The sequence below is a fragment of the Streptomyces sp. NPDC043908 genome (assembly GCF_056435525.1).
The window spans coordinates 532638-556705 of record NZ_JBWKEI010000002.1 but is presented as its reverse complement, the minus strand read 5'-3'; the positions used below and the strand labels follow the sequence as shown (position 1 = coordinate 556705).

17 protein-coding genes and 1 pseudogene are annotated in these 24068 nt (G+C 73.6%); 13 read left to right on the top strand and 5 right to left on the bottom strand.

Features of this window, described 5'->3' with window-relative positions:
- Window positions 1-56 precede the first annotated feature (56 nt).
- The gene (locus AC069K_RS06710; RefSeq protein WP_358836732.1) at window positions 57-245 is read left to right on the top strand and encodes a hypothetical protein; all 189 of its coding nucleotides are present in this window, start codon (window positions 57-59) and stop codon (window positions 243-245) included.
- An 18-nt stretch (window positions 246-263) separates the two neighbouring features.
- Here the strand turns inward: AC069K_RS06710 and AC069K_RS06705 are convergent, their stop codons facing one another.
- Window positions 264-1799, bottom strand: a complete 1536-nt coding sequence (locus tag AC069K_RS06705) for a carotenoid oxygenase family protein (RefSeq protein WP_478612763.1) — start codon at window positions 1797-1799, stop codon at window positions 264-266.
- Between the two features lie 228 nt (window positions 1800-2027).
- On the opposite strand from AC069K_RS06705, the gene AC069K_RS06700 reads away from it, so the two are divergent.
- Window positions 2028-2444, top strand: coding sequence for an SsgA family sporulation/cell division regulator (locus tag AC069K_RS06700; RefSeq protein ID WP_478612760.1), 417 nt, complete (start codon window positions 2028-2030; stop codon window positions 2442-2444).
- Window positions 2445-2470: 26 nt separating this feature from the next.
- Here the strand turns inward: AC069K_RS06700 and xylB are convergent, their stop codons facing one another.
- Window positions 2471-3943, bottom strand: coding sequence for a xylulokinase (gene xylB / locus AC069K_RS06695; RefSeq protein ID WP_478612757.1), 1473 nt, complete (start codon window positions 3941-3943; stop codon window positions 2471-2473).
- A gap of 183 nt (window positions 3944-4126) precedes the next feature.
- Between xylB and xylA the strand changes: the two genes are divergently transcribed.
- Window positions 4127-5296 (top strand): xylose isomerase, encoded by a 1170-nt coding sequence (gene xylA, locus AC069K_RS06690; RefSeq protein ID WP_365101563.1) that lies wholly within the window; start codon window positions 4127-4129, stop codon window positions 5294-5296.
- Window positions 5297-5545: 249 nt separating this feature from the next.
- Here the strand turns inward: xylA and AC069K_RS06685 are convergent, their stop codons facing one another.
- On the bottom strand, window positions 5546-6772 hold the full coding sequence (locus AC069K_RS06685) for an ROK family protein (RefSeq protein ID WP_478612754.1): 1227 nt from the start codon (window positions 6770-6772) through the stop codon (window positions 5546-5548).
- Window positions 6773-7165: 393 nt separating this feature from the next.
- On the opposite strand from AC069K_RS06685, the pseudogene AC069K_RS06680 reads away from it, so the two are divergent.
- The 3 genes and pseudogenes from AC069K_RS06680 to AC069K_RS06670 form a co-directional block, all read left to right on the top strand.
- A pseudogene (locus AC069K_RS06680) lies at window positions 7166-8578 on the top strand (alpha-amylase); the annotation flags it as partial.
- A 119-nt stretch (window positions 8579-8697) separates the two neighbouring features.
- Complete coding sequence (pulA, locus tag AC069K_RS06675; RefSeq protein WP_478613315.1) at window positions 8698-14088, top strand: pullulanase-type alpha-1,6-glucosidase; 5391 nt, start codon at window positions 8698-8700, stop codon at window positions 14086-14088.
- A 116-nt stretch (window positions 14089-14204) separates the two neighbouring features.
- The gene (locus AC069K_RS06670; protein ID WP_478612751.1) at window positions 14205-16064 is read left to right on the top strand and encodes a cellulase family glycosylhydrolase; all 1860 of its coding nucleotides are present in this window, start codon (window positions 14205-14207) and stop codon (window positions 16062-16064) included.
- 16 nt (window positions 16065-16080) lie between these two features.
- Here the strand turns inward: AC069K_RS06670 and AC069K_RS06665 are convergent, their stop codons facing one another.
- A complete protein-coding gene (locus AC069K_RS06665; RefSeq protein ID WP_365101377.1) occupies window positions 16081-16386 on the bottom strand; it encodes a MazG-like family protein in 306 nt (101 codons plus the stop codon).
- 139 nt (window positions 16387-16525) lie between these two features.
- Between AC069K_RS06665 and AC069K_RS06660 the strand changes: the two genes are divergently transcribed.
- From AC069K_RS06660 to AC069K_RS06630, 7 genes are all read left to right on the top strand, one after another.
- Window positions 16526-17320: an MgtC/SapB family protein gene (locus tag AC069K_RS06660; protein ID WP_365101375.1), complete on the top strand. Its 795-nt coding sequence runs from the start codon at window positions 16526-16528 to the stop codon at window positions 17318-17320.
- Between the two features lie 181 nt (window positions 17321-17501).
- A complete protein-coding gene (locus AC069K_RS06655) occupies window positions 17502-18887 on the top strand; it encodes an ATP-binding protein (RefSeq protein WP_478612747.1) in 1386 nt (461 codons plus the stop codon).
- The gene (locus AC069K_RS06650) at window positions 18884-19306 is read left to right on the top strand and encodes a roadblock/LC7 domain-containing protein (protein ID WP_358990018.1); all 423 of its coding nucleotides are present in this window, start codon (window positions 18884-18886) and stop codon (window positions 19304-19306) included. Before AC069K_RS06655 ends, AC069K_RS06650 begins: the two co-directional genes overlap by 4 nt.
- Window positions 19303-19662, top strand: coding sequence for a DUF742 domain-containing protein (locus AC069K_RS06645; RefSeq protein ID WP_365101371.1), 360 nt, complete (start codon window positions 19303-19305; stop codon window positions 19660-19662). The genes AC069K_RS06650 and AC069K_RS06645 overlap by 4 nt, the downstream gene beginning before the upstream one ends.
- The gene (locus AC069K_RS06640; protein WP_358836828.1) at window positions 19637-20269 is read left to right on the top strand and encodes a GTP-binding protein; all 633 of its coding nucleotides are present in this window, start codon (window positions 19637-19639) and stop codon (window positions 20267-20269) included. The genes AC069K_RS06645 and AC069K_RS06640 overlap by 26 nt, the downstream gene beginning before the upstream one ends.
- A complete protein-coding gene (locus tag AC069K_RS06635) occupies window positions 20266-21513 on the top strand; it encodes a cytochrome P450 family protein (protein ID WP_478612742.1) in 1248 nt (415 codons plus the stop codon). The genes AC069K_RS06640 and AC069K_RS06635 overlap by 4 nt, the downstream gene beginning before the upstream one ends.
- Complete coding sequence (locus AC069K_RS06630; protein ID WP_478612739.1) at window positions 21510-22739, top strand: cytochrome P450 family protein; 1230 nt, start codon at window positions 21510-21512, stop codon at window positions 22737-22739. Before AC069K_RS06635 ends, AC069K_RS06630 begins: the two co-directional genes overlap by 4 nt.
- A 536-nt stretch (window positions 22740-23275) precedes the next feature.
- On the opposite strand, the gene AC069K_RS06625 is transcribed toward AC069K_RS06630, so the two are convergent.
- Entirely contained in the window at window positions 23276-23785 is a 510-nt protein-coding gene (locus tag AC069K_RS06625) for an Asp23/Gls24 family envelope stress response protein (protein WP_358836831.1), read from the bottom strand.
- Between the last annotated feature and the right edge of the window lie 283 nt (window positions 23786-24068).

The window sequence follows — 24068 nt, the reverse complement described above, 5'->3', positions numbered from 1 at the left end:
GGCGGCCGGACGGTATCCGACACTCTCGGGGTCACGAGGTGAGGACCTTGCCCTCCGTGCACTTTCCTCTGATGCTCGCGCTCGCCGCGGCTTCGTTCTTCCTCTGGCGCAAGGGCGGCACCAAGCTGTCCCACGCGCTGACCTGCGCCGGCTTCGGCTTCTACTTCGCCGACACCGCGGCGGCCCCCTCGCTGCACAGCGCGGTCAACTCGGTGATGGGCATGCTCGGCCAGCTCGCCGGCTGAGCACGCCCCCCCGCCGGCTCAGGCGTCCGCGACCCAACTGCCGTGGAACCCTAGCGGAACCCGTCCGGGCAGATGGACGCGGGCCAGCGGACGCCCGGTGAAGTCCTGCGCCGCCAGGATCAGCAGATCGGCGGCGCCCCGCCGCGGGTCGTGGACGTACGCCAGCACGTAGCCGTCGTCCTCCGCCGCCCCCGGGGCCGGGTCCGGTCCGTGCGCGGGCACGAACACCGCCTCGCCCACCGCCGCGCCCCGGGGCAGCCGGTGCGACTGGGAGGTTCCGCGCAGGAAGTCGTGCTTGATCAGGGCGTTGCCGAAGGAGCCGTCCGGCGGCACGCCGTCGGCGGTCAGATACGCGGTGGACATCTCGGCGCAGGCGGCGGTGTACCCGTACCGGTGGCGCCGGGAGACCAGTGACTCGTTGACCCGGGGGAACTCCTGTGGCCGGTCGTCGAGCCGCCGGGTGCGCACCCGGCCGTGCGCCAGGTCGATGGTCCAGCGGTCGAGCGAGGCCGTCCCCAGGGCGGTGGGGCCGTCGCTGCCGCGCCCCGCGACCTGGAAGGGCGCCGGGAAGGTGGTGAGTTCGACGACCACCGAGGCCCCTTCGTCGTAGGCGTTGAGCGTGTGCGAGACGAAGACGGGGTCGATCTCGAACCAGCGCACGCTCCCTCCGGCGCGCGGTATCACGCCCACCCGCGCCGGGTGCCGGTCGTTCCATCCGTACGGAACGGGCACGCCCGCCCCGGCCGCCGCCGCGTCGAAGGTGACGGGGATGTCGAAGAGGACCACATGCCGCTCGGTGAGCGCGAAGTCGTGCATCATCGGGCTGTCCGCCACGGGGATCCGGGTCGTGCGGGCCACCCGCCCGGTCCGGTCGACGACCAGGTGGCGGACGTGGTCCCAGGTCGGGTAGTAGGCGATGGCGTGCAGCTCGTCGGCCTGGACGTCGTACTTGGTGTGCGCGGTGAACGCGCCGCTCAGCGAGGAGCGGAAGTCGTAGGTGCGCAGGGTGTTGAGTTCGCCGTCCAGTTCGTACGGCAGCGGCCCGCTCTCCTGGAGGGCGAGGATGCGGCCCTTGTAGGGGATGACGTGCGTGTTGCAGGCGAAGTCGTCCTCGGGGACGGGTCCGGGGTACGGCTCGCCGAGCTTGCGGCTGACGGCGGCCGAGCGCACCCAGCGGTTGCGGTACCACTCCGCCCGCCCGTCGCGCAGCCGCACCCCGTGGACCATGCCGTCCCCGAGCATCCAGTGGTGGGCGCGCGGGTCCTCCAGGCCGAGGACGTTGGGACCGGTGCGCAGATAACGCCCGTTCAGCGAACGGGGGATGCGGCCGGTGACGGGCAGGTCGAAGGCGGTGAGCTCCTCGGTGACGGGCGCGAAGGCCCCGTGCAGGAACGGCTGGCCCGCGGCCGCGTCCGGGGGCGCCGCCGCCCGCCGCATGCCCCGCGTTCCCCGCGGGGCGGCGGACGCGGCCGTCCCGCCGTGTGCCGCGAGCACTCCTCCGGCCGCCATGCCCGCCGCGCCGCGCAGTACGTTCCGCCGTGTCCGGTCGTTCATCTCCGAGCCCCCGCTGTCCTGTCCGTACGATCCGTGGACCCCGATCGTCCACCGGGCAGGGGGCGGCGGTCAGGAGGGCTGGGCCCCGCACGGGGGTGGTGCCAGGCCCCCGTTCCGCGAGGCCTTTCGGGGTTTTCGCACGAAATCCCAGGCAAGGTGTTGAATGTGCGACTAATGAGATGATGTGATGCGGGTCACAGATCGGGAGTGGCAGCAAGGAGCGAGTCGATGTCCACCACCGTCGAACAGTCCGTCCTGGCCCGCCTCGTCACCGACGCACCCCACGGCGTCCCCGTCCCCGTCACCCTCACCTACGACGGCGCCGACCCGCTGGCCGTCCGGATGCTGTTCCCCGCCCAGGTCTCCCTGGACGACACCGGCGTGACCTGGGTCTTCGCCCGCAACCTCATCGACCGGGGACTGCGCGCCCCGGCCGGCGCCGGCGATGTGCGCGTACGGCCGCTCGATCCGGCCCGGACGCTGGTGGAGCTGCGCTCCCCGGACGGTCTGGCGCTCCTCGAATTCGGCACGGCGGCGCTGCGCCGCTTCCTCCTCCTCACCTACGCGGAGGTCTCCGCCGAGGCCGAGAACCAGGACCTCGACATGGACGGCGCCCTCGCCGCGCTGCTGCGCGAGAGCCGGTGAGCGCCCGGCCCCGCTGAGGCCGACCGTCAGCCGAGCACCGGCGCCGCCCGGTCGAGGACGGCGCCGACGCGCTCCCAGGTGGCCGTGTCACGGGCGACCGGCTCCAGCGCGGCCCCCTCGCCGGTACCCCAGGAGGCCGCGGTCGCCACCGGGTCCGCGCCGGTGACCGCCGCCGCGGCGAGGGCCGCGGCGCCCAGCGCGACCAGTTCCGTCGCCCGGGGCACCAGGAGCGGCCGGCCCGACAGCCTTCGTACGGTCTCGACCCAGGTACGGCCCCGGGCGCCCCCGCCGATCAGCCGCAGCGGCCGGCCGGCGGTGCCCGGGTCCGCCGGGTCGAGTCCGCACGCGCGCAGCAGGTCGTCCAGGGCGCGCAGGGCGGTGAAGACCGCGCCTTCGTAGGCCGCGCCCAGCAGTTGGGGGCCCGTCGTGGTGTGGCGCAGCCCCGTGAGCAGCCCCGCCGCGGTCGGCAGGTCGGGGGTGCGCTCGCCGTCGAGATAGGGCAGGAGGACCGCCTCGCCGCCGGGTTCCGCGTCGTCGCGGCCGAGGCCGAGCAGGGTGGCGATCCGGTCCACGGCGAGCGTGCAGTTGAGGGTGCAGGCGAGCGGCAGGAAGGTGCCGTCGGTCGCGGCGAACCCGGACAGCTCGCGGGAGGCGGGCCGGGTGCGGGTGGCGGCGAAGACCGTGCCCGAGGTCCCCAGGCTGAGGACGGGGTGGTCGAGCAGGCCCGCGCCGCCCAGCCCCAGCCCCACGGCTGCGGCCATGTTGTCCCCGGTCCCGGCGGCGACCGCTGTCCCCGCGGGCAGCCCGAGCGCCTCGGCGGCCCGCGCGGTCAGGGATCCCACCCGGGTGGCGCCGGTGGCGGCGACCTCGGGCAGCAGGGAGGCGTCCAGGCCGAGGAGGTCGAGCAGCACGGGGTCGTAGGCGCCGGTCGCCGTCGCGTACCAGCCGGTGCCGGAGGCGTCCCCGGGGTCGGTCGCGGCGGTTCCGGCGAGGCGCTCGGTGAGGAAGTCGTGGGGGAGGCGGACCCGGGCGGCGGCCGAGGCGTGCGCGGGCTCGTTCTCGTACAGCCAGCGCCACTTGGCGGCGGTCACGGCGGCGACGGGCACCGAGCCGGTGCGCGCGGTCCACGCGTCCGGGCCGCCGAGCGCCTCGGTGAGGGCGGCGGCCTGCGGGGCGGAGCGGGTGTCGTTCCAGAGCAGTGCCGGGCGCAGCGGCCGCCCGGCGCGGTCCAGGACGACCAGTCCGTGCTGCTGCCCGGCGACCGCGATGCCGGTGACGGCGGAGGCGGGCACCCCCGCCCCGTTCAGCCCGGCCGCGACCGCCTCGCCCAGCGCCCGCCACCACTGCTCGGGGTCGCTCTCGCGCGCCCCGCCGGAGCCGTCGACGCGGTGCGGGGCGCGGCCCACGGCGAGCGTCCGCCCCGTCTCGGCGTCGGCGAGCAGGGCCTTGGTGGACTGGGTGGAACTGTCCACTCCGATGACGACCGGGGCCTGCGGCATACGGCACACCTCTCCTGCGGAACTCGCGCGTACGGACGCGCCGGATTGATTTGCGCGTGTGCGAAACAAATTAGGTGACGGGCCGGGGTTACGGAAGACGCGGCGATCATGTCATATTCGTCAGGTCAGTAAACAAATAGCATGGGGGCCCTCCGGGCGCCCCGCACCGAGGTGGACACGACGATGACGGAACGCTTCACACCCACCCCCGAGGACAAGTTCACCTTCGGTCTGTGGACCGTGGGCTGGCAGGGGCGCGACCCGTTCGGCGACGCGACCCGGCCCGCCCTCGACCCGGTCGCGACCGTCCACCGGCTCGCCGAGCTCGGGGCGTACGGGGTGACCTTCCACGACGACGACCTGATCCCGTTCGGCGCGTCCGACGCCGACCGCGACGCCCACGTCAAGCGCTTCCGCGCGGCCCTGGACGCCACCGGCCTCGCGGTCCCCATGGCCACCACCAACCTCTTCACCCACCCCGTCTTCAAGGACGGCGCCTTCACCGCCAACGACCGGGACATCCGCCGGTACGCCCTGCGCAAGACGATCCGCAACATCGACCTCGCCGTGGAGCTCGGCGCCCGGGTGTACGTGGCGTGGGGCGGGCGCGAGGGCGCGGAGTCGGGCGCCGCCAAGGACGTCCGGGTGGCGCTCGACCGGCTGAAGGAGGCCTTCGACCTGCTGGGCGAGTACGTCGTGAGCCAGGGCTACGACCTGCGGTTCGCCGTCGAGCCCAAGCCGAACGAGCCGCGCGGGGACATCCTGCTGCCCACCGTCGGGCACGCGCTGGCCTTCATCGAGCGGCTGGAGCGCCCGGAGCTGGTCGGCGTCAACCCGGAGACGGGGCACGAGCAGATGGCGGGGCTCAACTTCACCCACGGCGTCGCCCAGGCGCTGTGGGCCGGGAAGCTCTTCCACATCGACCTCAACGGCCAGTCCGGCATCAAGTACGACCAGGACCTGCGGTTCGGGTCGGGGAACCTGCGGGACGCGTTCTGGCTGGTCGACCTGTTGGAGTCGGCGGGCTACGAGGGCCCGCGCCACTTCGACTTCAAGCCGCCGCGCACGGAGGACGCCGACGGGGTGTGGGCCTCGGCCGCCGGGAACATGCGCACCTATCTGATCCTGCGCGAGCGCGCGGCGGCGTTCCGCGCCGACCCGGCGGTACGCGAGGCGCTGCGGGCGTCCCGCCTCGACGACCTCGCCCGGCCGACCGCGGACGACGGCCTGACCGGACTGCTCGGGGACCGCGCGGCCTTCGAGGACTTCGACGCGGAGGCGGCGGGCGCGAGGGGGATGGCGTTCGAGCAGCTGGACCAGCTGGCGCTGGAGCATCTGATGGGGGTGCGCTGAGGAGCGGACCCACGGCCCGGCCGGGGGCGGGGCGCCCCGGGGTCCTGCTCGGCCCGGGCCCTACGGCCGGGGCCCTGTTCGGCTCGGAGGTCTGTTCGGCCCGCCGCCCTGCCTGGCCGGGCTCTGCTCAGCCCGGCGCGCCTTTCGGCCTGCCCGTCCGCTCAGTCCGGGGTTCTGCTCGGCCCGGCTCTGCTAAGCCCCGCTCGGCCCGCCGCCCGCTCGGCCCGGTGCGCCGTTTGGCGTGCCCGTTCAGCCCGTCGCCCAACCCGCCGGGTCGTCCAGCACCGCTTCCACCACCAGCGCCGCCGCGCCCCGGGCCGCGTCGCCCGCCAGGGACGAGGCCCGTAGGCGGCCGCTGTCGCGGGGCCACAGGCCCGAGACCACCCGGGCGGCCAGTTCGGCTCCGGCCGGGGGAGCGAGCCACGGGGACAGCGTGCGGTAGACGCCGCCGAGGACCACGCTCTGCGGGTCCAGCAGGTTCACCGCGCCCGCCAGCACCCGGCCCAGCATCCGCCCGGCCGTGTCCAGCGCCGCCAGCGCCCGCTCCTCGCCCGCCCGGGCCCGGTGCTCCAGCTCGGCCACGCCCGCCGCCCCGGCGCCCTCCTCGATGCCCGCGCCGCGCAGCAGCGCCGCCTGGCCCGCGTACTGCTCCAGGCAGCCCCGGGCCCCGCAGCGGCACTCGGGGCCGGACGGGTCCACCGGGACGTGGCCGATCTCCCCGGCGAAACCGTGCGCGCCGCGCAGGAGTTCACCGTCGAGGACGAGGGCGCCGCCCACGCCGATCTCACCGGAGAGGTAGAGGAACGTGCGGGCCTCGTCCGGTCCGCCGAACCACAGCTCGGCCAGCGCCGCGAGGTTGGCCTCGTTCTCCGAACTCACCGCGAGGGCCGGGGAGCCGGGGCACTGGGCGAGGGCCCGCGCGAACAGGTCGTCGGCCGGTACGCCGTTCCAGCCCAGGTTCGGCGCCTGGCGGACGGTGCCGCCGGCGACCAGGCCCGGCAGGGCGAGCGTCACCCCGGCGGGCCGCAGCTCCTGCCGCCGGGCGGAGTCCAGTGCCTGCGCGGTGAGCCGCGCCGCCCGGGCCAGCACCTCGGCGGGCGGCGCGCCCCGGTTGTCCAGGTGCTCGGTGAGCCGGACCCGGTCGGTTCCGGCCAGGTCCACCACGCACACGGACGCGTAGTCGACGTTGATCTCGACACCGACCCCGGCGGCACCGGTCCTGGCCGGCTTGAGGACGGTGCCGGGCCGCCCCGCCTGCCCGCTGAAGGTCTTGCCGGACTCGGTGAGGAACCCGCCCTCCAGCAACTGCTCCACCAGCGAGGACACGGCAGCCCTGGTCAGTCCCACGCGCGCAGCGACGGCCGCCCGGGTGGTCTCGCCCTCGTCGTGGACCGCCCGCAGCACCAGGCTGAGGTTGTGCCGGCGCACGGTGTCCTTGTCGGCCTTGGGTGCCAGCGGGGCGAGGTTGCTCTTCATGTCGTGGCCGAGCCTATGCGATGGCCGGGGCGCCGCGGTTGCCCGGTCGACGTCGCTCGAATGGGACTCGCGGCGCGGCGACACGGACGCGGAGGTTCGGCGCTCAGGGGTGAGTTCACGCCACACCCGGGCCGTGGTGTGGTTGAACGTAACACCGCTGCAATCCCTTGCGAAAGGCCTTGCGGAGGAAATGCGGGGAGGAGACGCGGAGATTTCCGCCGTGTGGCGCGGGTGTGTCCAAAGGGTTGACCGGCTGGTCCAGGCCGCCTACGGTCTCGACCGCAATAGCTTTCCGGTTGTTTCAGCAAGAACATTCAGAGCCCTTCGGAGCGGCAGGCCGCGCCGCTCCGCGAGGCCGCTGCGTCCCCTCTTTCCCGCCACGGAGGTCCCCCCATGGACACCAGCACCCCCCGCACCCGCCGTACGCGCAGAACCCTGGCCGCCGCCCTCGCGCTCGTCGCCGGGGCCGCGAGCAGCGCCGTCCTCGGCGCCCCGCAGGCGGGGGCCGCCGCGCCGGGGCCCAAGGACGTGACCGCCGTGATGTTCGAGTGGGACTTCGCGTCGGTGGCCAGGGCCTGTACCGGCGAACTCGGCCCCGACGGCTACGGCTACGTGCAGGTCTCCCCGCCCCAGGAACGCGTACAGGGCGATGCCTGGTGGACCGCCTACCAGCCCGTCAGCTACCGGATCGGCAGCCGGCTCGGCGACCGCGCCGCCTTCCGCTCCATGGTGGACACCTGCCATGCGGCGGGCGTCAAGGTCGTCGCCGACGCGGTGGTCAACCACATGACCAGCGGCTCCGGCACCGGTTCGGCGGGCTCCGCCTACGGCAAGTACGACTACCCCGGCACCTACTCCGCCGCCGACCTGGACGACTGCAAGGCCGAGATCGGCAGCTACCAGGACCGCTGGAACGTCCAGCACTGCGAGCTCGTCGGCCTGGCCGACCTCGACACCGGCGAGGAGTACGTCCGCCGGACCATCGCCGGATACCTCAACGACCTGCTCTCGCTCGGCGTCGACGGCTTCCGCGTCGACGCCGCCAAGCACATCCCCGAGGACGACCTCGCCGCCATCAAGTCCCGGCTGAGCAACCCCGGCGTCTACTGGAAGCAGGAGACGATCTACGGCGCGGGCGAGGCCGTACAGCCCACCGAGTACCTCAACACCGGCGACGTCCAGGAGTTCCGCTACGCCTGGGACCTCAAGCGGGTGTTCACCAACGAGAAGCTCGCGTACCTGAAGAACTTCGGCGAGGGCTGGGGCTATCTGAGCGGCGGCAAGGCCTCGGTCTTCGTCGACAACCACGACACCGAGCGCGGCGGGCAGACGCTCACCTACAACGACGGAGCCCGCTACACCCTGGCCCATGTCTTCATGCTGGCCTGGCCCTACGGCTCCCCGGACGTCCACTCCGGCTACGTGTTCAGCGACAAGGACGCGGGGCCGCCCAACGGCGGCCGGGTGAACGCCTGTTACAGCGATGGATGGAAGTGCCAGCACGCCTGGCCGGAGATCCGCTCGATGGTGAAGTTCCGCGCCACGGCCGGCACGGCGCCGGTCACCGACTGGTGGGACAACGGCGGCAACGCCATCGCCTTCGGACGCGGCACCAAGGCGTTCGTGGCCGTCAACCACGAGGGCTCGCCGCTCACCCGCACCTTCCAGACGTCGCTGCCGGCGGGCGGCTACTGCGACGTGCAGAGCGGCAGGGCGGTCACGGTCGACGGCGCGGGGCGGTTCACCGCGACCCTGGGCGCCGACACCGCCCTCGCGCTTCACGCCGGAGCCCGTACGTGCGGCGGCAACTGACCTGAACGCCCCCTGGCGCGACCGGCCCGCCGGTCCGACGCTCCCTCCGTGCCCCACGCCCGTACCCGTAGTCCCCCGAAGCCCGTAGTTCCCGAAGAAGGAGTAGGTCCGTGATCGGCTCTCCGCGCCGAACCGCCGTCACCGCCGCCGTGGCCCTCGCGCTGCTGGCGTCGGCCGCGCCCGCGGCGCATCCGGCGCCCACCGCACCCCCGGCGCCACCGTCCGACGCCCGGCTCGCCGCCGAGCCCGCCCGGCACGAACTTACCCGGGAGCAGCCCTACTTCGTGCTGCCGGACCGGTTCGCGGACGGCGACAGCGGCAACAACCGGGGCGGTCTGACCGGCGGCCGCTCGGTGACCGGCTACGACCCGGCCGACAAGGGCTTCTACCAGGGCGGCGACCTCAAGGGCCTGACGGGGAAGCTGGACTACATCAAGGGGCTCGGCAGCACCGCGATCTGGCTGGCGCCGATCTTCAAGAACAAGCCGGTCCAGGGCACGGGCGCCGACCAGAGCGCCGGGTACCACGGTTACTGGATCACCGACTTCACCCAGGTCGACCCGCACTTCGGCACCAACGCCGACCTGGCCCGGCTGATCGACAAGGCCCACGCCAAGGGCATGAAGGTCTTCTTCGACGTCATCACCAACCACACCGCGGACGTCATAAGCCACCGCGAGCAGAGCTCGGCGTACCTGTCCAAGGGCGCGTTCCCGTATCTGACGAAGGACGGCGTGCCGTTCGACGACAGCGCCTACGCGGCCGGGGGCAAGGGCTTCCCCGCGGTCGGGCCCGGCTCCTTCCCGTACACCCCGGTCGTGCCCGCCGCCGAGAAGGCCGCCAAGGTCCCGGCCTGGCTCAACGACCCCTCGCTCTACCACAACCGGGGCGACTCCACCTTCGCCGGGGAGAGCGCGGAGTACGGCGACTTCTCCGGCCTCGACGACCTGTGGACCGAGCGGCCCGAGGTCGTGCGGGGCATGGAGAAGATCTACGAGAAGTGGGTGGAGGACTTCGACGTGGACGGCTTCCGCGTCGACACGGTCAAACACGTCGACCTGGACTTCTGGACCCAGTGGGCGACCGCGCTCGACGCCTACGCGGCCAGGCGCGGGCGCCCCGACTTCTTCATCTACGGCGAGGTGTACTCGGCCGACCCGTCGGTGACCTCCCCGTACGTGCGACGGGGCCGGCTGGACGCGACCCTGGACTTCCCCTACCAGCAGGCGATGCGCGGCTACGTCTCGCAGGGCGGCTCGGCGGCGGACCTGGGCGCGGCCCTCGGCCAGGACTACCGCTACACCACCGACAAGGCCAACGCCTACGAGCAGGTGACCTTCCTCGGCAACCACGACATGGGGCGGATCGGGAGCTTCCTGGTCCAGGACAACCCGAAGGCCGACGCCGCCGAACTGCTGCGGCGCGACCGGCTCGCCCATGAGCTGATGTTCCTCAGCCGGGGCAACCCCGTCGTCTACTACGGCGACGAGCAGGGCTTCACGGGCGCGGGCGGCGACAAGGACGCCCGGCAGACGATGTTCCCGTCGAAGGTCGCCGACTATCTCGACGACCCCCAGATCGGTACCACCCGTACGCACGCGAGCAGTGCTTTCGATCCGGAGCACCCGCTCTACAAGGCGATCGCCGCTCTCTCCAAGCTGCGCAAGCAGCACCCGGCGCTCGCCGACGGTGTGCAGACCGAGCGGTACGCGGCGCGGGGCAAGGGCGTCTACGCCTTCTCCCGCACCGACGCCAGGACCGGTACCGAGTACGTCGTCGCGGTCAACAACGCGGCCGAGGAGCGGACCGCCGAGTTCGCGACCGGCTCCGCGAACACCGCGTTCACCGGGATCTACGGGGCGACCGGCACGCTCACCAGCGGCGCCGACCGCCGCGTCACGGTCCGGGTACCCGCCCTCTCCGCTCTCGTATACAAGGCGGCCGAGCCGCTGGGCGCGCCTGCCGCCCGGCCCTCGCTCACCCTGACGGCCCCGGCCGCGGGCGCCACCGGAGACGTCGAGATCACGGCCGACGTCGACGGCGGTCAGCTGAACCGGGTGGTGTTCGCCGCCCAGACCGGCACCGGCCCCTGGCAGGTCCTCGGCTCCGCCGACCACGCCCCGTACAAGGTCGTCCAGCACCTGCCCGCCACCCTCGCGACCGGAACGCCCCTGCGGTACAAGGCCGTCGTCGTCGACTCGGCCGGGCACACCGCGAGCGCGACCGCCCGGACCACGAGCGGCACCCCCGCCGCCGAACCGGCGCCCACCGCCTCCCGGCGCGACTACGCCGTGGTCCACTACAAGCGCCCCGCCGGTGACTACACCGACTGGCGGCTCTACGCCTGGGGCGACCTCGCCGACGGCGAGTCCACCACCTGGCCCGCGGGCCACGCCTTCACCGGCCGCGACGCGTACGGCGCCTTCGCGTACGTCAAGCTGAAGGCGGGCGCCTCCAGCGTCGGGTTCCTCGTCATCGACAAGGACGGCACCAAGGACGTCACCGCGGACCGCACCATCGACGTGGGCCGCACCGGGGAGGTCTGGGTCGAGCAGGGCAAGGACGCGCTCCTCACCTCGCCGCCCCCCGGCACCTATCCGCCCCAGGACACCACCAGGGCCGTCATCCACTACCAGCGCGCCGACGGCGACTACAGCGGCTGGGGCATCCACACCTGGACGGGCGCCGCGACGCCGACCGACTGGTCCACGCCGCTTCCGCCGGTGCGCACCGACGCCTTCGGCGCGGTCTTCGAGGTGCCGCTGAAGGAGGGCGCGTCCAGTCTGAGCTACATCCTCCACAAGGGAGATGCCAAGGAGTTCGGCTCCGACCGCTCGCTGGACCTCACCGCGTACGGCCACGAGGTGTGGCTCCTGGGCGGGGTCGAGAAGTACCTGCTGCCCATGGGGTCGGGCTCCGCCGCCGACCTCGACCTGACGAAGTCGCGGGCGCAGTGGATCGACCGGTACACCGTCGCCTGGGAGACGGGCGGTACGGCCGCGAGCCGGCAGTTGGTGTACGCGCCGGAAGGCGGCCTCGCCGTCAAGGACGGCGTCCTCACCGGCGAGGGCCACTGGCTGCGGCTCACTCCCGTGCCCGGCGGTCTCACCGACGCGCAGAAGGCCCGCTTCCCGCACCTCGCGCGGTACGGGGCGTTCACCGTCGATCCGCGCGACCGCGACCGGATCGGCCGGGCCCTCACCGGACAGGTCGTCGCCACCCAGCGGCTCGCCAACGGCGCCCTGCTCGCCGCCACCGGCGTCCAGACCCAGGGCGTCCTCGACGACCTGTACGGCGCCCGCGCCGGCCGGGCGGCGCTCGGCCCGGTCTTCTCCGGCGGTCGCCCCACTCTGTCGCTCTGGGCGCCCACCGCCCGGCGGGTCGCCCTCGAACTCGACGGCCGCACCGTCGCCATGCGCCGCGACGACGCCACCGGCGTCTGGTCGGTGACGGGCCCCCGCGGCTGGTCGGGCAAGCCGTACCGGTACGCCGTGACGGTGTGGGCGCCCAGCGTCCAGAAGGTCGTCACCAACCTGGTCACCGACCCGTACTCCACCGCCCTGACCACCGACTCGGCCCGCAGCCTCGTCGTCGACCTCGCCGACCCGAAGCTCGCGCCCAGGGGCTGGTCGTCGCTGCGCAAGCCCGCCGCCGTACCGCTGCGCGCCGCACAGATCCAGGAGCTGCACGTCCGCGACTTCTCGGTCGCCGACCCCACCTCCCACCACCCCGGCCAGTACCTGGCGTTCACGGACACCGGCTCGGACGGCATGCGGCACCTGAGGGAACTCGCCCGCTCCGGGACCTCCTACGTCCACCTCCTCCCCGCCTTCGACATCGGCACCATCCCCGAGAGGAAGTCCGACCGGGCCGTCCCCGGCTGCGACCTCAAGGTGTACGCGCCCGACTCGTCCGAGCAGCAGGCGTGCGTGGCGAAGACCGCCGCCAAGGACGCCTACAACTGGGGGTACGACCCGCTGCACTACACCGTGCCCGAGGGCTCCTACGCCAGTGACCCGGAGGGGACCCGGCGCACGGTCGAGTTCCGGCAGATGGTCCAGGGCCTCAACGGCGCGGGGCTGCGCACGGTGATGGACGTGGTCTACAACCACACCGTGGCGAGCGGCCAGGCCGGCACGTCGGTCCTCGACCGCATCGTGCCCGGCTACTACCAGCGCCTCCTCGACGACGGCACGGTGGCCACCTCCACCTGCTGCGCCAACACCGCGCCCGAGAACGCCATGATGGGCAAGCTCGTGGTGGACTCGGTGGTCACCTGGGCCCGGCAGTACAAGGTCGACGGCTTCCGCTTCGACCTCATGGGCCACCACCCCAAGGCCAACATCCTCGCGGTCCGCAAGGCGCTCGACGCGCTGACGCCCGCCAGGGACGGCGTCGACGGGAAGAAGATCGTCCTGTACGGGGAGGGCTGGAACTTCGGCGAGGTCGCCGACGACGCCCGGTTCGTCCAGGCGACCCAGAAGAACATGGCGGGCACCGGCGTCGCGACCTTCTCGGACCGGGCGCGCGACGCGGTGCGCGGCGGCGGGCCCTTCGACGAGGACCCGGGCGTCCAGGGCTTCGCCTCGGGCCTGTACACCGACCCCAACTCCTCGGCCGCCAACGGCACCCCGGCCCAGCAGCGGGCCCGGCTGCTGCACTACCAGGACCTGATCAAGGTCGGCCTCTCCGGCAACCTCGCCGCGTACACCTTCACCGACACCTCCGGCCGTACGGTCACGGGTGCCGACGTCGACTACAACGGCGCCCCGGCCGGGTACGCGCGGGCTCCCGGTGACGCGCTCGCGTACACCGACGCGCACGACAACGAGTCGCTCTACGACGCGCTCGCCTTCAAGCTGCCGCGCTCCACGCCGGCCGCCGATCGGGCGAGGATGCAGGTGCTCGCGCTGGCGACGGCCACGCTGTCGCAGGGCCCGGCGCTCTCCCAGGCCGGTACGGACCTGCTGCGCTCCAAGTCGCTGGACCGCAACTCCTTCGACAGCGGCGACTGGTTCAACGCGATCCACTGGGACTGCCGGGACGGCAACGGTTTCGGGCGCGGGCTGCCGCCTGCGGCCGACAACCAGTCCAAGTGGCCGTACGCCAAGCCCCTGTTGGCAGCCGGCCCGCTCGCCCCGGGCTGTGCGGAGATCACCGGCGCCTCGGCGGCCTACCGTGACCTCCTGAAGATCCGTTCGACCGACCCGGCCTTCCGGCTGAGCACCGCGGCCCAGGTGCAGTCGGCGCTCTCCTTCCCGCTCTCCGGGAAGGACGAGACGCCGGGTGTGATCACCATGCGGCTCGGCTCCCTGGTCGTCGTGTTCAACGCGACGCCGGACCGGCAGACGCAGCGCGTCGCGGACCTCGCGGGCCACGCATACGCGCTGCACCCGGCGCAGGCGCGGGGCGGCGACGCCACGGTCAAGTCGGCCTCCTACGAGGCGGGGTCGGGCACGTTCGGCGTCCCCGGCCGGACGGTCGCCGTGTTCACCGGCCGCTAGCGGGCCGCGGGTCCGCCGCGGCCGGCGCGAAGCCGCCAAGGTCACGGCCCGGCGCCCGTCGGGCGCGGCGGCCCGGAGTGTTGACTGTGCTCCGGGCCGCCGCGATGGTGATGGGCATGCCAAAGTCGTGGGCGCGTCCGTTCGGGGTCCTCGTCCTGCTCGCCGCGCTCCTCGGGGCCGGGGGCTCCCCGGCCTCCGGGGCGGAGGGGCTCCCCGACGCCCAGTGGTTCGACGGCGCCACCGCCTCCGCGCTCACCGTCGAGGACGGGCGGCTGGTCGACGGGCTCGGCCGCGAGGTGGTGCTGCGCGGCTACAACGTCTCCGGTGAGACCAAGCTGGCCGAACACGGGGGACTGTCGTTCGCCTCGGTCGCCGACGCCCGCGCCGCGGCGACCGCCGTACGCGCCCTGGGCGGCGCCAACACCGTACGCTTCCTGCTCTCCTGGGCGTCCGCCGAGCCCGTACGCGGCCAGGTGGACCAGGGGTATCTCGCGGCCGTCACCGAGCAGATGCGGGCCTTCCTGGACGCCGGGGTCCGGGTGCTGCCCGACTTCCACCAGGACCTGTTCTCCCGCCACCTCTTCGACGCGGGCAGCTGGTACACCGGCGACGGGGCTCCCGCCTGGGCCGTAGCGGACGGTGGCTATCCGCGCGAGTCCTGCGGGATCTGCCTGTTCTGGGGCCAGAACATCACCCAGAACGAGGCCGTCAAGCGTGCCACCCACGACTTCTGGCACAACGCGCGCGGCATCCAGGACGCCTTCCTCACCACCGCCCGGACCACCCTGGGCTATCTGGCCCAGCACCTCACCGCCGAGGAGTTCGCGGCCGTCGCCGGGTTCGACCCGTACAACGAACCGCACGCGGGCAGCTACGACAGCGGGCAGACCAGCCGCGCCTGGGAGCGTGAGGTGCTCTGGCCCTTCTACACCCGCTTCCGGACCGCGATGGACGCGGCGGGCTGGCAGGCCAAACCCGCCTATGTGGAGCCCAACCTCTTCTGGAACGCCAACATCGACTTCCAGCGCCAGGAGGGCGGTCTGCTCGACGCGGGCGCCCTCGGGCCGCGCTATGTGTTCAACACCCACTTCTACGACCAGAAGGCGATCTCCGGCGTCTTCATGTGGGGCAAGGCGGGCGACGGCCAGTACGCGCGCGACCTCGGCGCCGTGCGCGACCGGGCCGCCGCCGCGAGCACGGCCGCGGTCGTCGGCGAGTTCGGCCATCCGCTCTCCGGGACCGTCGCCGACAAGGCCCCCAGTGTCCTCAAGGCGATGTACCAGGGGCTGGACTCCCGCCTCGACGGAGCCGCCTGGTGGTCGGACCCGTCGGCGTCCGGTCCCGTCCTGTCGGGCACCCAGTGGCAGTGGGACCTGTACAGCGGACGCCACCACGAGCTGATGAACGGCAACCCCGGCAAGGTCCTCACGGCCGGTGACGCCTGGAACGACGAGGACCTCTCGGCCGTCCGCCGCGACGACGCGGGCGCCCCCGTCCTGCGCCAGGACGCCCGCCTCCTGGACCGGCTCTACCCCTCGGCCACGGCCGGCCGCGTGCTCGCCTTCACCTACGAGGACCGCTCCCGCGACGGCTCCACCACCCAGACGTGGAACCCCGTCCCGGCATCGCTGCCGCAGGTGGCCCGGCTCGTCGGCACCGGCCGCTACGGTCTGCTCCTGTGGCGCCCGGGCGGCCCGGCCGCGCCCACCGAGCTGCATCTGCCGGCCTCCTTCGCCGCGACCACGGTCGTCTCCGACCTCGGCGCGGTCCACCGGCCGCCCCGCTACACGCCGCAGACCCCCGTCGCCGTGGCGCCCGAGCCCGGCGGCACCGGCAGCCGCCGGCTACTGCTCACCGCACCGGACCGGGGCGGTGTCCACTTCGCGCTGGTCACCGACGGCGCCAGCGACCCGTCCGCCGACCTGCTGAACGCGGCCCGCGCCGAGCTCACGGCCTGGGCGGCCGCGCACACGTGACACCGCGCCGGGGCACTCAGCCCTCGGTGACCCGGACCAGAACGCCGTGCTCGTCGCGCGCGTAGGCGCGGCGGCGGTTCTTCTCCAGTTTGCGGGCGACCTCCTCGTCCAGGTCCACGCCGTTCATCTCGGCCAGCGCCACCAGATAGAGGAAGACGTCGGCCAGCTCCTCGCCGAAATCCGGAAGCCGCTTGCGCCAGGCCGTGAACGCCTCGCCCACCTCGGCGGTGAGCAGACCGAACTCCAGCGGCACGTCGGTGACGTTGAACCCCTTCTCGACCTTGTTCGCCCAGGCCTGCTCCTGTGCGGTCCGGATGTCCACGACTCCTCCGAGCGGTGCGTGCGGCGGTGTCCGCCCAGCCTAACGAGGGCCGAACGGGCCCCGCCCGCCGATCCGGTTCAACACCGGGGCGCCGGTGGCCGATAGGAGGGGGACGGACGGACGGCGAGGAGTACGGAACATGCTCAACGAGTGGCACACGGCCGCCAACATCGGGGCGGGCCTGGGCTATGGCGGGATCATCGGCCTGGAGCGCCAGTGGCGGGCCCGGATGGCGGGGCTGCGGACCAACGCGCTGGTGGCGGCCGGCTCCGCGCTGTTCGTGCTGCTCTCGACGTACGGCTTCGTCGACGCCACCAGCACCAGCGGTTACGACGGCTCCCGGGTGGCCGCGCAGATCGTCTCGGGCATCGGCTTCCTGGGCGCCGGTGTCATCATGCGGGACGGTCTGAGCGTACGGGGTCTGAACACGGCCGCCACCCTGTGGTGTTCGGCCGCGGTCGGGGCGCTCGCCGGGGCCGGGCTCTACGCGGTGGCCGCGCTCGGCACCGCCGGGGTGGTCGGCGCCAATCTGCTGCTGCGGCCGCTGGGGCGGCGCCTGGACCGCGAGCCGCACGGCGGTGTCGAGGTCGGTACCGACTACCTGTTCGAGGTGGTGTGCACCGAGCCGGAGGAGGCGCATGTGCGCATCCTCTCCGTCCAGGCCCTGACCGGACCGGGGTTCCGGCTGCGCTCGGTGCACAGCCAGGACGCCGACGCCCCCGGCAGGGTGACGGTGACCGCCGAGCTCACCACCGAGCGCCGCGACGACAGCCTCCTCGAAGAGGCGGTGAGCAGGCTGTCGTTGGAGCCGGCCGTCTCGGCGGTGAGCTGGACGGTGCTGCACCACCCGGACGACGACGAGGACGACGACGAGTACGGCGGGCGCGGGCGGCGCCGCCGCTACCGGGTCCGCGATTTCTTCAACAACCCGTGAGGACGCGCCCCTGCCGGCACCCCGACGTTTCGTCAAGATTCGGACTCCCGCGTTCAGGTTCGAAAGCATCTTCGTGTAAAACAGTGCGGGACCGGTCAATGACAGTGTGTACTGGCCACGTTCGCCTTCCGGGGCGGTCGTCCACATGCCCTTCTCCCGATCTCCCCCGAAGGCCCATCAGATGATTGAGATACCGGACCTGGCCGCCGGAGGCCTGGCGGCCGGGACCCTGTCCGCGTTCGTGCTGGGGGGCGGGCTGCTGCGCTCCCGGCGCCGGACGGCCCGGCAGCGGGAGGAGATCGCCGAGCTGCGCTCCCAGGGGGAGGGCGCCCGCGCCGAAGCGGCCCGCCTCTCCCGGGCGTACGCCGCGGAGGTCGCCCATCTCGCCCAGCGCCGCGTCCCGGCCGAGGCGACCCGGGCCGCGCATCCGCACGTGCAGGTGCCCGGCCCGCTCCACCCGGACCTCGCCGGCACCGAGCTCGGCGCGGGCCTGGACGGCGTCCTCGAAGGCGTCGCGACCGCCGTGGCGCAGGAGCGCAAGCGGGTCGACGCCGCCGCCCGCGCGGGCATGCGCGGCGCCACCCGGGAGATCCAGGCCGGGCTCTACCGCCTCCAGGACCACCTGCGCGGACTCCAGCAGCGCTACGACGACCCGGAGCTCGCCCAGACGCTCTTCGCCCTCGACCACGAGAACGAGCAGTCGCTGCGGCGCGCCCAGGTCACCGCCGTGGTCTGCGGCGCCTGGGTCGGCCTGGCCCGCGAGGAGTCGCACCTGGTGGACGCGGTGACGGGCGGTCAGTCCCGGCTGGTGGGCTACCACCGGGTGCGCATCCACAACCATCTGGAGCCGGGCACCGCGCTCGTCTCGCACGCCGTCGAGCCCGTCGCGATCATCGTGGCCGAGCTGCTCGACAACGCGCTGCGCCACTCCGCCCCGGACACCGAGGTCGTGGTCAACCTCGAACGCGCCCACCACGGCGTCTCGGTCACCATCGACGACGCCGGGGTCGGCATGAGCCGCGACGAACGCGCCTACGCGCAGCGGATGGTGGCCGGCACCGAGGCGATCCTGCTCTCCGAACTCGGCGACCCGCCCCGGATGGGCCTGGCCGCGATCGGCCAGCTGACCCGGCAGTTCGACCTCTCGGTGGACCTGTCCTCGCCGTCGCCCTACGGCGGCGTCCGCGCGGTGCTCCTGGTCAAGAACCACCTGCTGAGCCGGATCGACCCGGCGAGCCGGCCGCCCGCCGCGGCGGCCCCCCGCTCCACCCGCACCCCCGAGGTGCGGACGGCACCGGAACACGCCCTGGAGCCCGCCGTGCCCGCCGTGCCCCCTGTGCCCCGGCCCGCCGCCGTGTACGCCCCCGGCGCGCCCGCCCCCGAACCCGCGCCCGACGGCGACGCGCTGCCCCAGCGGCGCCGCCGCACCCGGGCCGCGCTGCCCGCCGAGACGGCCGCGGCGCCCGCCCGTACCCCCGAGGAGTCGGCCGCCGCGCTCGGCGCACTGCAGTCCGGCACCGCCGCGGCCCGCTCCGCCGCCCCCACCGAAGGGAACGAACCGCGATGACCAGCGGCACCACCGGCGAGACGGCGTGGGTACTGGACGCGATCCTGGAGATCCCGCACGTCCAGGCCGCCGTCCTGCTCACCCGGGACGGTCTCGTCTCCGGCTACACCCAGGCCCTGTCCCAGGCGTCCGCCGAGCGCACGGCCGCCATCATGAGCACCGTGCAGGGCGCCTGCCGCACCGCGGCGGCGGCCTTCGCGGACCAGGAGGACGCCCGGATCCGCCAGGTGGTCATCGAGTCCGACCACGGCTACATCCTGGTCGCGCCGACCGCCCACGGCACCTGTGTGGCCGCCTTCGGCGACCCGGAGGTCCGGCTCGACCTGCTCGCCCACCGCGTCCACTCCCAGGTGGCCCGGCTCGGCGAGAAGACCATGGCGGCGGCGCCGCGCACGGCCGACGGCGCCACCCACGTATGACGGGCCGCCGCGGCGGCCGCCCGCTGGTCCCCGCCTATCTGTCCACCGGCGGGGTCGCCCGGCCCAGCCGCAACAGCCTGGAGCGGCTGTCGGTGCTGACCGGCGGGGGCGGTCCGGAGCCCGCCGGACTGCCCGCCGCCCAGCACGCCCTGCTGGACGTGCTGGACGGCGGCTCGCTCACCGTCGTCGAGACGGCCGCGCTGCTCGAACTGCCGGTCTCGGCCGTGCGGGTGCTCGCCGCCGCCCTCGTCGACCAGGGGCTGGTGAGCGCCCGCCCGCCGATTCCCGTCGCCGCCCTGCCCGCACCCGATCTGTTGAAGAGAGTGGCCGATGGCCTCCGCGCCCTCAAGCAGTAGCCCCGGCTCCACCGGCGCCGCCGGGGCCCGGGGGATCCATCTGCCCGACACCGCGCGCGAGCTGGTGAAGATCCTGGTCGCGGGGCCGTTCGGGGTGGGCAAGACCACCCTGATCGACTCGGTCTCGGAGATCCGCCCGCTGCACACCGAGGAGCACCTGAGCGAGGCGTCCGCCACGGTGGACGACCTCGCCGGGGTCCGGGACAAGACCACCACCACGGTCGCCATCGACTTCGGGCGGATCAGCCTGGGCGGGGGAGTGGTGCTCTACCTCTTCGGCACCCCCGGGCAGGAACGTTTCCGCTCGCTGTGGGCCGACATCGCCTACGGGGCGCTCGGCGCGCTCGTCCTGGTGGACACCCGCCGCATCGACGACTCCTTCGACGTGCTCGGCCTGGTGGAGGAGACCGGACTGCCGTACGCGGTCGCGCTCAACACCTTCCCCGACTCCCGCCCGTACACCGAGGAGCAGCTGCGCCGCGCCCTCGACCTGGAGGCCGGCACCCCGATGGTGACGTGCGACGCCCGCGACACCAACTCCTCCATCGACGCCCTCCTCGCGCTCGTCCAGCACCTGATCGCCCGCAACCGCCCGGAGACCCGGTGAACGCCCACCCCGCCTATCCCGCCCCCGCAGCCGCCTTCTCGCTCTCCGCGCCGGTGCGGCTGTGGGAGGACGGCTTCGCCGCCGACCCGCACGCCTACTACGCGGCGCTGCGCGCCCAGGGCCCCGTCGGCTGGGCCGAACTCGCCCCGGGCGTCCCCGCGTACGTCGTCACCGACCGGCGGGCCGCGCTGGACCTGCTGCACGACGGCGACACCTGGTCCCACGACCCCCGGCCCTGGGAGGCCACGGTCGCCGCGGACTCGCCGATCCTCGGCATGATGCGGTGGCGGCCCAACGCCCTCTTCGCCGACGGCGACGCCCACATCCGCTACCGCCGCACCCTCCTCGACGCCTTCGACCTGGTCGAGCCGCACGACCTGCGCGAGCGGGTGCACCGGGCGGTGGACATCCTGGTGGGCCGCTTCGGGCCGGCCGGGCGGGCCGACCTCGTCGCCGAGTTCGCCCGGCCCCTGATGGCACTGGTCTTCAACAACCTCTTCGGCCTGCCCGACAGCGAGAGCGGCCGCCTCAACGACGCGCTCGGCCAGATGATGGAGGGCGGCGAGCAGGCAGCGCGGGGCGAGGCCGAGTACGGCCGCTACGTCCTGGAACTCATCGCCGCCAAGAGCGAGCGGCGCGGCGACGACCTCACCAGCCGCCTCCTGGACCACCCGGCGGGACTCACCCCCGAGGAGGTCACCTGGCAGGTGTTCCTCACCCTCGGCGCGGGCCACGAGCCCACCGCCAACCTCGTCTCCAACGCGCTGTCGCGCATCCTCGGCAACCCCGCCTACTACTCCACCCTGACCAGCGGCTCGCGCCCGGTCGCGGACGCGGTGGCCGAGGTGCTGCGGTACGAGACACCGCTGTCCAACTACGGCATCCACTTCGCCCGCCGGTCGCTGAGCTTCCACGGCGTGTGGATCCAGGCCGCCGTGCCGGTCGTCGTCTCCTACGGCGCCATCGGCCACTTCGCGGAGCACGACCACGCCGGGTCGCACCACCCGCACGACGCCTCCCACCTGTCCTGGTCGGCGGGCGACCACGGCTGCCCCGTCAAGCAGCACACCCTGCTCATCGCCACCGAGGCCATCGAGCGGCTCACCCAGTGGCTGCCCGACCTCACCCCCACCACCGAGCGCGGGCGCCTGACCTGGCGCCCCGGCCCGTTCCACCGTTCGCTCACGTCGCTGCCCGTCCGCTTCACCCCGCGCATCCCCGACCAGCCAGGAGAACGAGCATGACCTCGTCCACGCGAGTGCCCCTCGACCCGTTCGGCGCCGACATCCCCGCCGAGAGCGCCAGGCTGCGCGCGCTCGGCGCGGTGGTGCCCGTCGAGCTGCCGGGGGGGATCCCCGCCTGGGCGCCCACCCGTTACGACACCCTCAAGTCCCTCATCCTGGACCCCCGGGTCAGCAAGGACCCGCGACAGCACTGGAGGCTGTGGCCGGAGCTGGGGGAGCACCCCGACTGGGGCTGGATCCTGGGCTGGGTCGGCGTGATCAACATGCTCTCCACCTACGGGGCCGACCACACCCGGCTGCGCAGGCTGGTCGCGCCCAGCTTCACCGCCCGGCGCACCGAGGCGATGCGCGCCCGGGTGGAGCAGATCACCGCCGAGCTGCTCGACTCGCTCGCCGAGGCGGGCGCCTCCGGTGAGACGGCCGATCTGAAGGCCGCCTACGCGCACCCCCTGCCGATGCGGCTGATCTGCGAACTCTTCGGCGTCCCCGACTACTTGGTCAAGGACATGGCCCGGCTGATCGCGGCCATCATGGACACCTCGGACCCGAGCCCCGAGCACGCCGAGTCCGTCCAGAAGCAGATCGCCTATGTGCTGCCCGCGCTCATCGCGTTCAAGAGCGAGGTGCCCGGCGACGACATGACCACCGAGCTGATCAAGGTCCGTGACGAGGACGGCGACCGGCTCAGCAACGAGGAGCTCGTCTACACGCTGCTGCTCGTCATAGGCGCCGGCTTCGAGACGACCGTCAACCTCATCGGCAACGCCGTCGTCGACCTGCTCCACCACCCCGACCAGCTCGCCGCGGTCCGCTCCGGCGAGATCGGCTGGGACAACGTGATCGACGAGGTGCTGCGCGTCCACCCGTCCATCGCCACCCTGCCGCTGCGGTTCGCCGTCAGCGACATCACCGTCGACGGGGTGACCATCCCGGCGGGCGACGCCATCGTCACCACCTACGCCGCGGCCGGCCACGACCCGGCCCACTACGGCGAGGACGCCGGCTCCTTCGACGCCACCCGCGCCGCCGACGACCACCTGGCCTTCGGCATCGGCGTCCACCGCTGCATCGGCGCGCCCCTGGCCCGGATGGAGGCGCTCACCGCACTGCCCGCCCTCTTCGACCGCTTCCCCGCCCTGAGCCTCGCCGCGAAGCCGGACGAGCTGAGCCAGGTGCCGTCCTTCATCGCCTTCGGCTACCAGGAGATCCCGGTCCGCCTGGGCTGAACCGGTGGGACGCCCGGATCCGGTCCGGCTGGGCCGAACCCGGTCGGGCGGCCGGCCCCGGTCCGGCTGGGCCGAACCCGGTCGGGCGGCTGGCCCCGGTCGGGCTGGGCCGAACCCGGTCAGGTGGCTGGCCCCGGTCCGGCTCGGCTGGAGCCGGTGCGCCTCGGCTGAACTCGGCTGGCTGAACCCCCGGTTCGGCTGGGCCGAACCCGGCCGAGCCGGCGGCCTCTTCGGGGCCCGACCGGCGGCACCGTACCGCTGCGTTTCGGACGATCCGAGCGGGCGCGCCGCCGGGTGCCCGCCCCCCCCGCACACCGGTGTCCGGGGCCGGGGAACTCAGCTCCGGGCGCGGGGGGAGTGCTGCCCGGCCGCCCAGGACGGGGCCGCCGGGCCACCTCGGCGGCCCGGAACGACGCAGCACCGTCCCTCGGCGGCCCCGAACGAAGCAGCACCCGGCCCCGGCGGCCCCCGACGAAGCGGCACCGTGCCCCGGCGGCCCCCGACGAAGCTGCACCGTGCCCCGGCGGCCCAGCCGACTACTGCACGCGGACCTCGGATCCCTCCGAGCCCCCCTCGTCCGGCAGATGGACGTCGTCGACGGAGATGTTGACCTCCACCACCTCCAGGCCCGTCATCCGCTCCACAGCCGCGATGACGTTCTCGCGCACCTCGGCCGCGACCGCCGTGATGCTCACGCCGTACTCCACCACCACGTCCAGGTCGATCGCGGTCTGCCGCTCACCGACCTCGACCTTCACACCGCGGCTGACGGACGCGCCGCGCGCCCGCGGCACCCGGTCGCGCATCGCGCCGATGGTACGGGCGAACCCGCCGCCCAGCGCGTGGATGCCCGGCACCTCGCGCGCGGCGAGACCGGCGATCTTCTCCACCACGCCCCCGGCGATCGTCGTGCGGCCCCGGGTCGCGGGTGGCTGACCCGCGCCGCTGCGCGCGGTCTGCAGGGTGGTGCCCGAAGTGCCGCTGCGGTATTCGTCGATGTCGGGGCTCTCGGGCTTCTCCACGGCCGGGCTGATCGGCTCCGTCATCCGAAGCCACCTCCTGGGGGTCGGTAGTCGGGTGCGCGGGGTTCGCGCGTCCTCGTTCTGCGAGTACCGTGCGCGCGGCGCGTCATGCGGGCAAGGGGGCGTTTCCCGCCCCTCGTTATTTGTCCAGCGCGCGTCAACACGGGCGCCGTCCGCTGCTCCGGCCGGGTTCTCCTGCTGTACAAGAACGCGCGAGACGGTGGTCGGGAGTGATCCCATGACTGCCGTGGCAACTGATGCCCCGTCAAGACAAGGCGTCACCGGCGCCTTTTCGGCTGGAGGAAGA

What these genes read in the sequence shown, in the direction of transcription:
- AC069K_RS06705 (WP_478612763.1), bottom strand. Translation starts at nt 1,799, where the DNA reads ATGAACGACCGGACACGGCGGAACGTACTGCGCGGCGCGGCGGGCATG.
- AC069K_RS06700 (WP_478612760.1), top strand. Translation starts at nt 2,028, where the DNA reads ATGTCCACCACCGTCGAACAGTCCGTCCTGGCCCGCCTCGTCACCGAC.
- xylB (WP_478612757.1), bottom strand. Translation starts at nt 3,943, where the DNA reads ATGCCGCAGGCCCCGGTCGTCATCGGAGTGGACAGTTCCACCCAGTCC.
- xylA (WP_365101563.1), top strand. Translation starts at nt 4,127, where the DNA reads ATGACGGAACGCTTCACACCCACCCCCGAGGACAAGTTCACCTTCGGT.
- AC069K_RS06685 (WP_478612754.1), bottom strand. Translation starts at nt 6,772, where the DNA reads ATGAAGAGCAACCTCGCCCCGCTGGCACCCAAGGCCGACAAGGACACC.
- AC069K_RS06670 (WP_478612751.1), top strand. Translation starts at nt 14,205, where the DNA reads ATGCCAAAGTCGTGGGCGCGTCCGTTCGGGGTCCTCGTCCTGCTCGCC.
- AC069K_RS06660 (WP_365101375.1), top strand. Translation starts at nt 16,526, where the DNA reads ATGCTCAACGAGTGGCACACGGCCGCCAACATCGGGGCGGGCCTGGGC.
- AC069K_RS06655 (WP_478612747.1), top strand. Translation starts at nt 17,502, where the DNA reads ATGATTGAGATACCGGACCTGGCCGCCGGAGGCCTGGCGGCCGGGACC.
- AC069K_RS06650 (WP_358990018.1), top strand. Translation starts at nt 18,884, where the DNA reads ATGACCAGCGGCACCACCGGCGAGACGGCGTGGGTACTGGACGCGATC.
- AC069K_RS06645 (WP_365101371.1), top strand. Translation starts at nt 19,303, where the DNA reads ATGACGGGCCGCCGCGGCGGCCGCCCGCTGGTCCCCGCCTATCTGTCC.
- AC069K_RS06640 (WP_358836828.1), top strand. Translation starts at nt 19,637, where the DNA reads ATGGCCTCCGCGCCCTCAAGCAGTAGCCCCGGCTCCACCGGCGCCGCC.
- AC069K_RS06630 (WP_478612739.1), top strand. Translation starts at nt 21,510, where the DNA reads ATGACCTCGTCCACGCGAGTGCCCCTCGACCCGTTCGGCGCCGACATC.
- AC069K_RS06625 (WP_358836831.1), bottom strand. Translation starts at nt 23,785, where the DNA reads ATGACGGAGCCGATCAGCCCGGCCGTGGAGAAGCCCGAGAGCCCCGAC.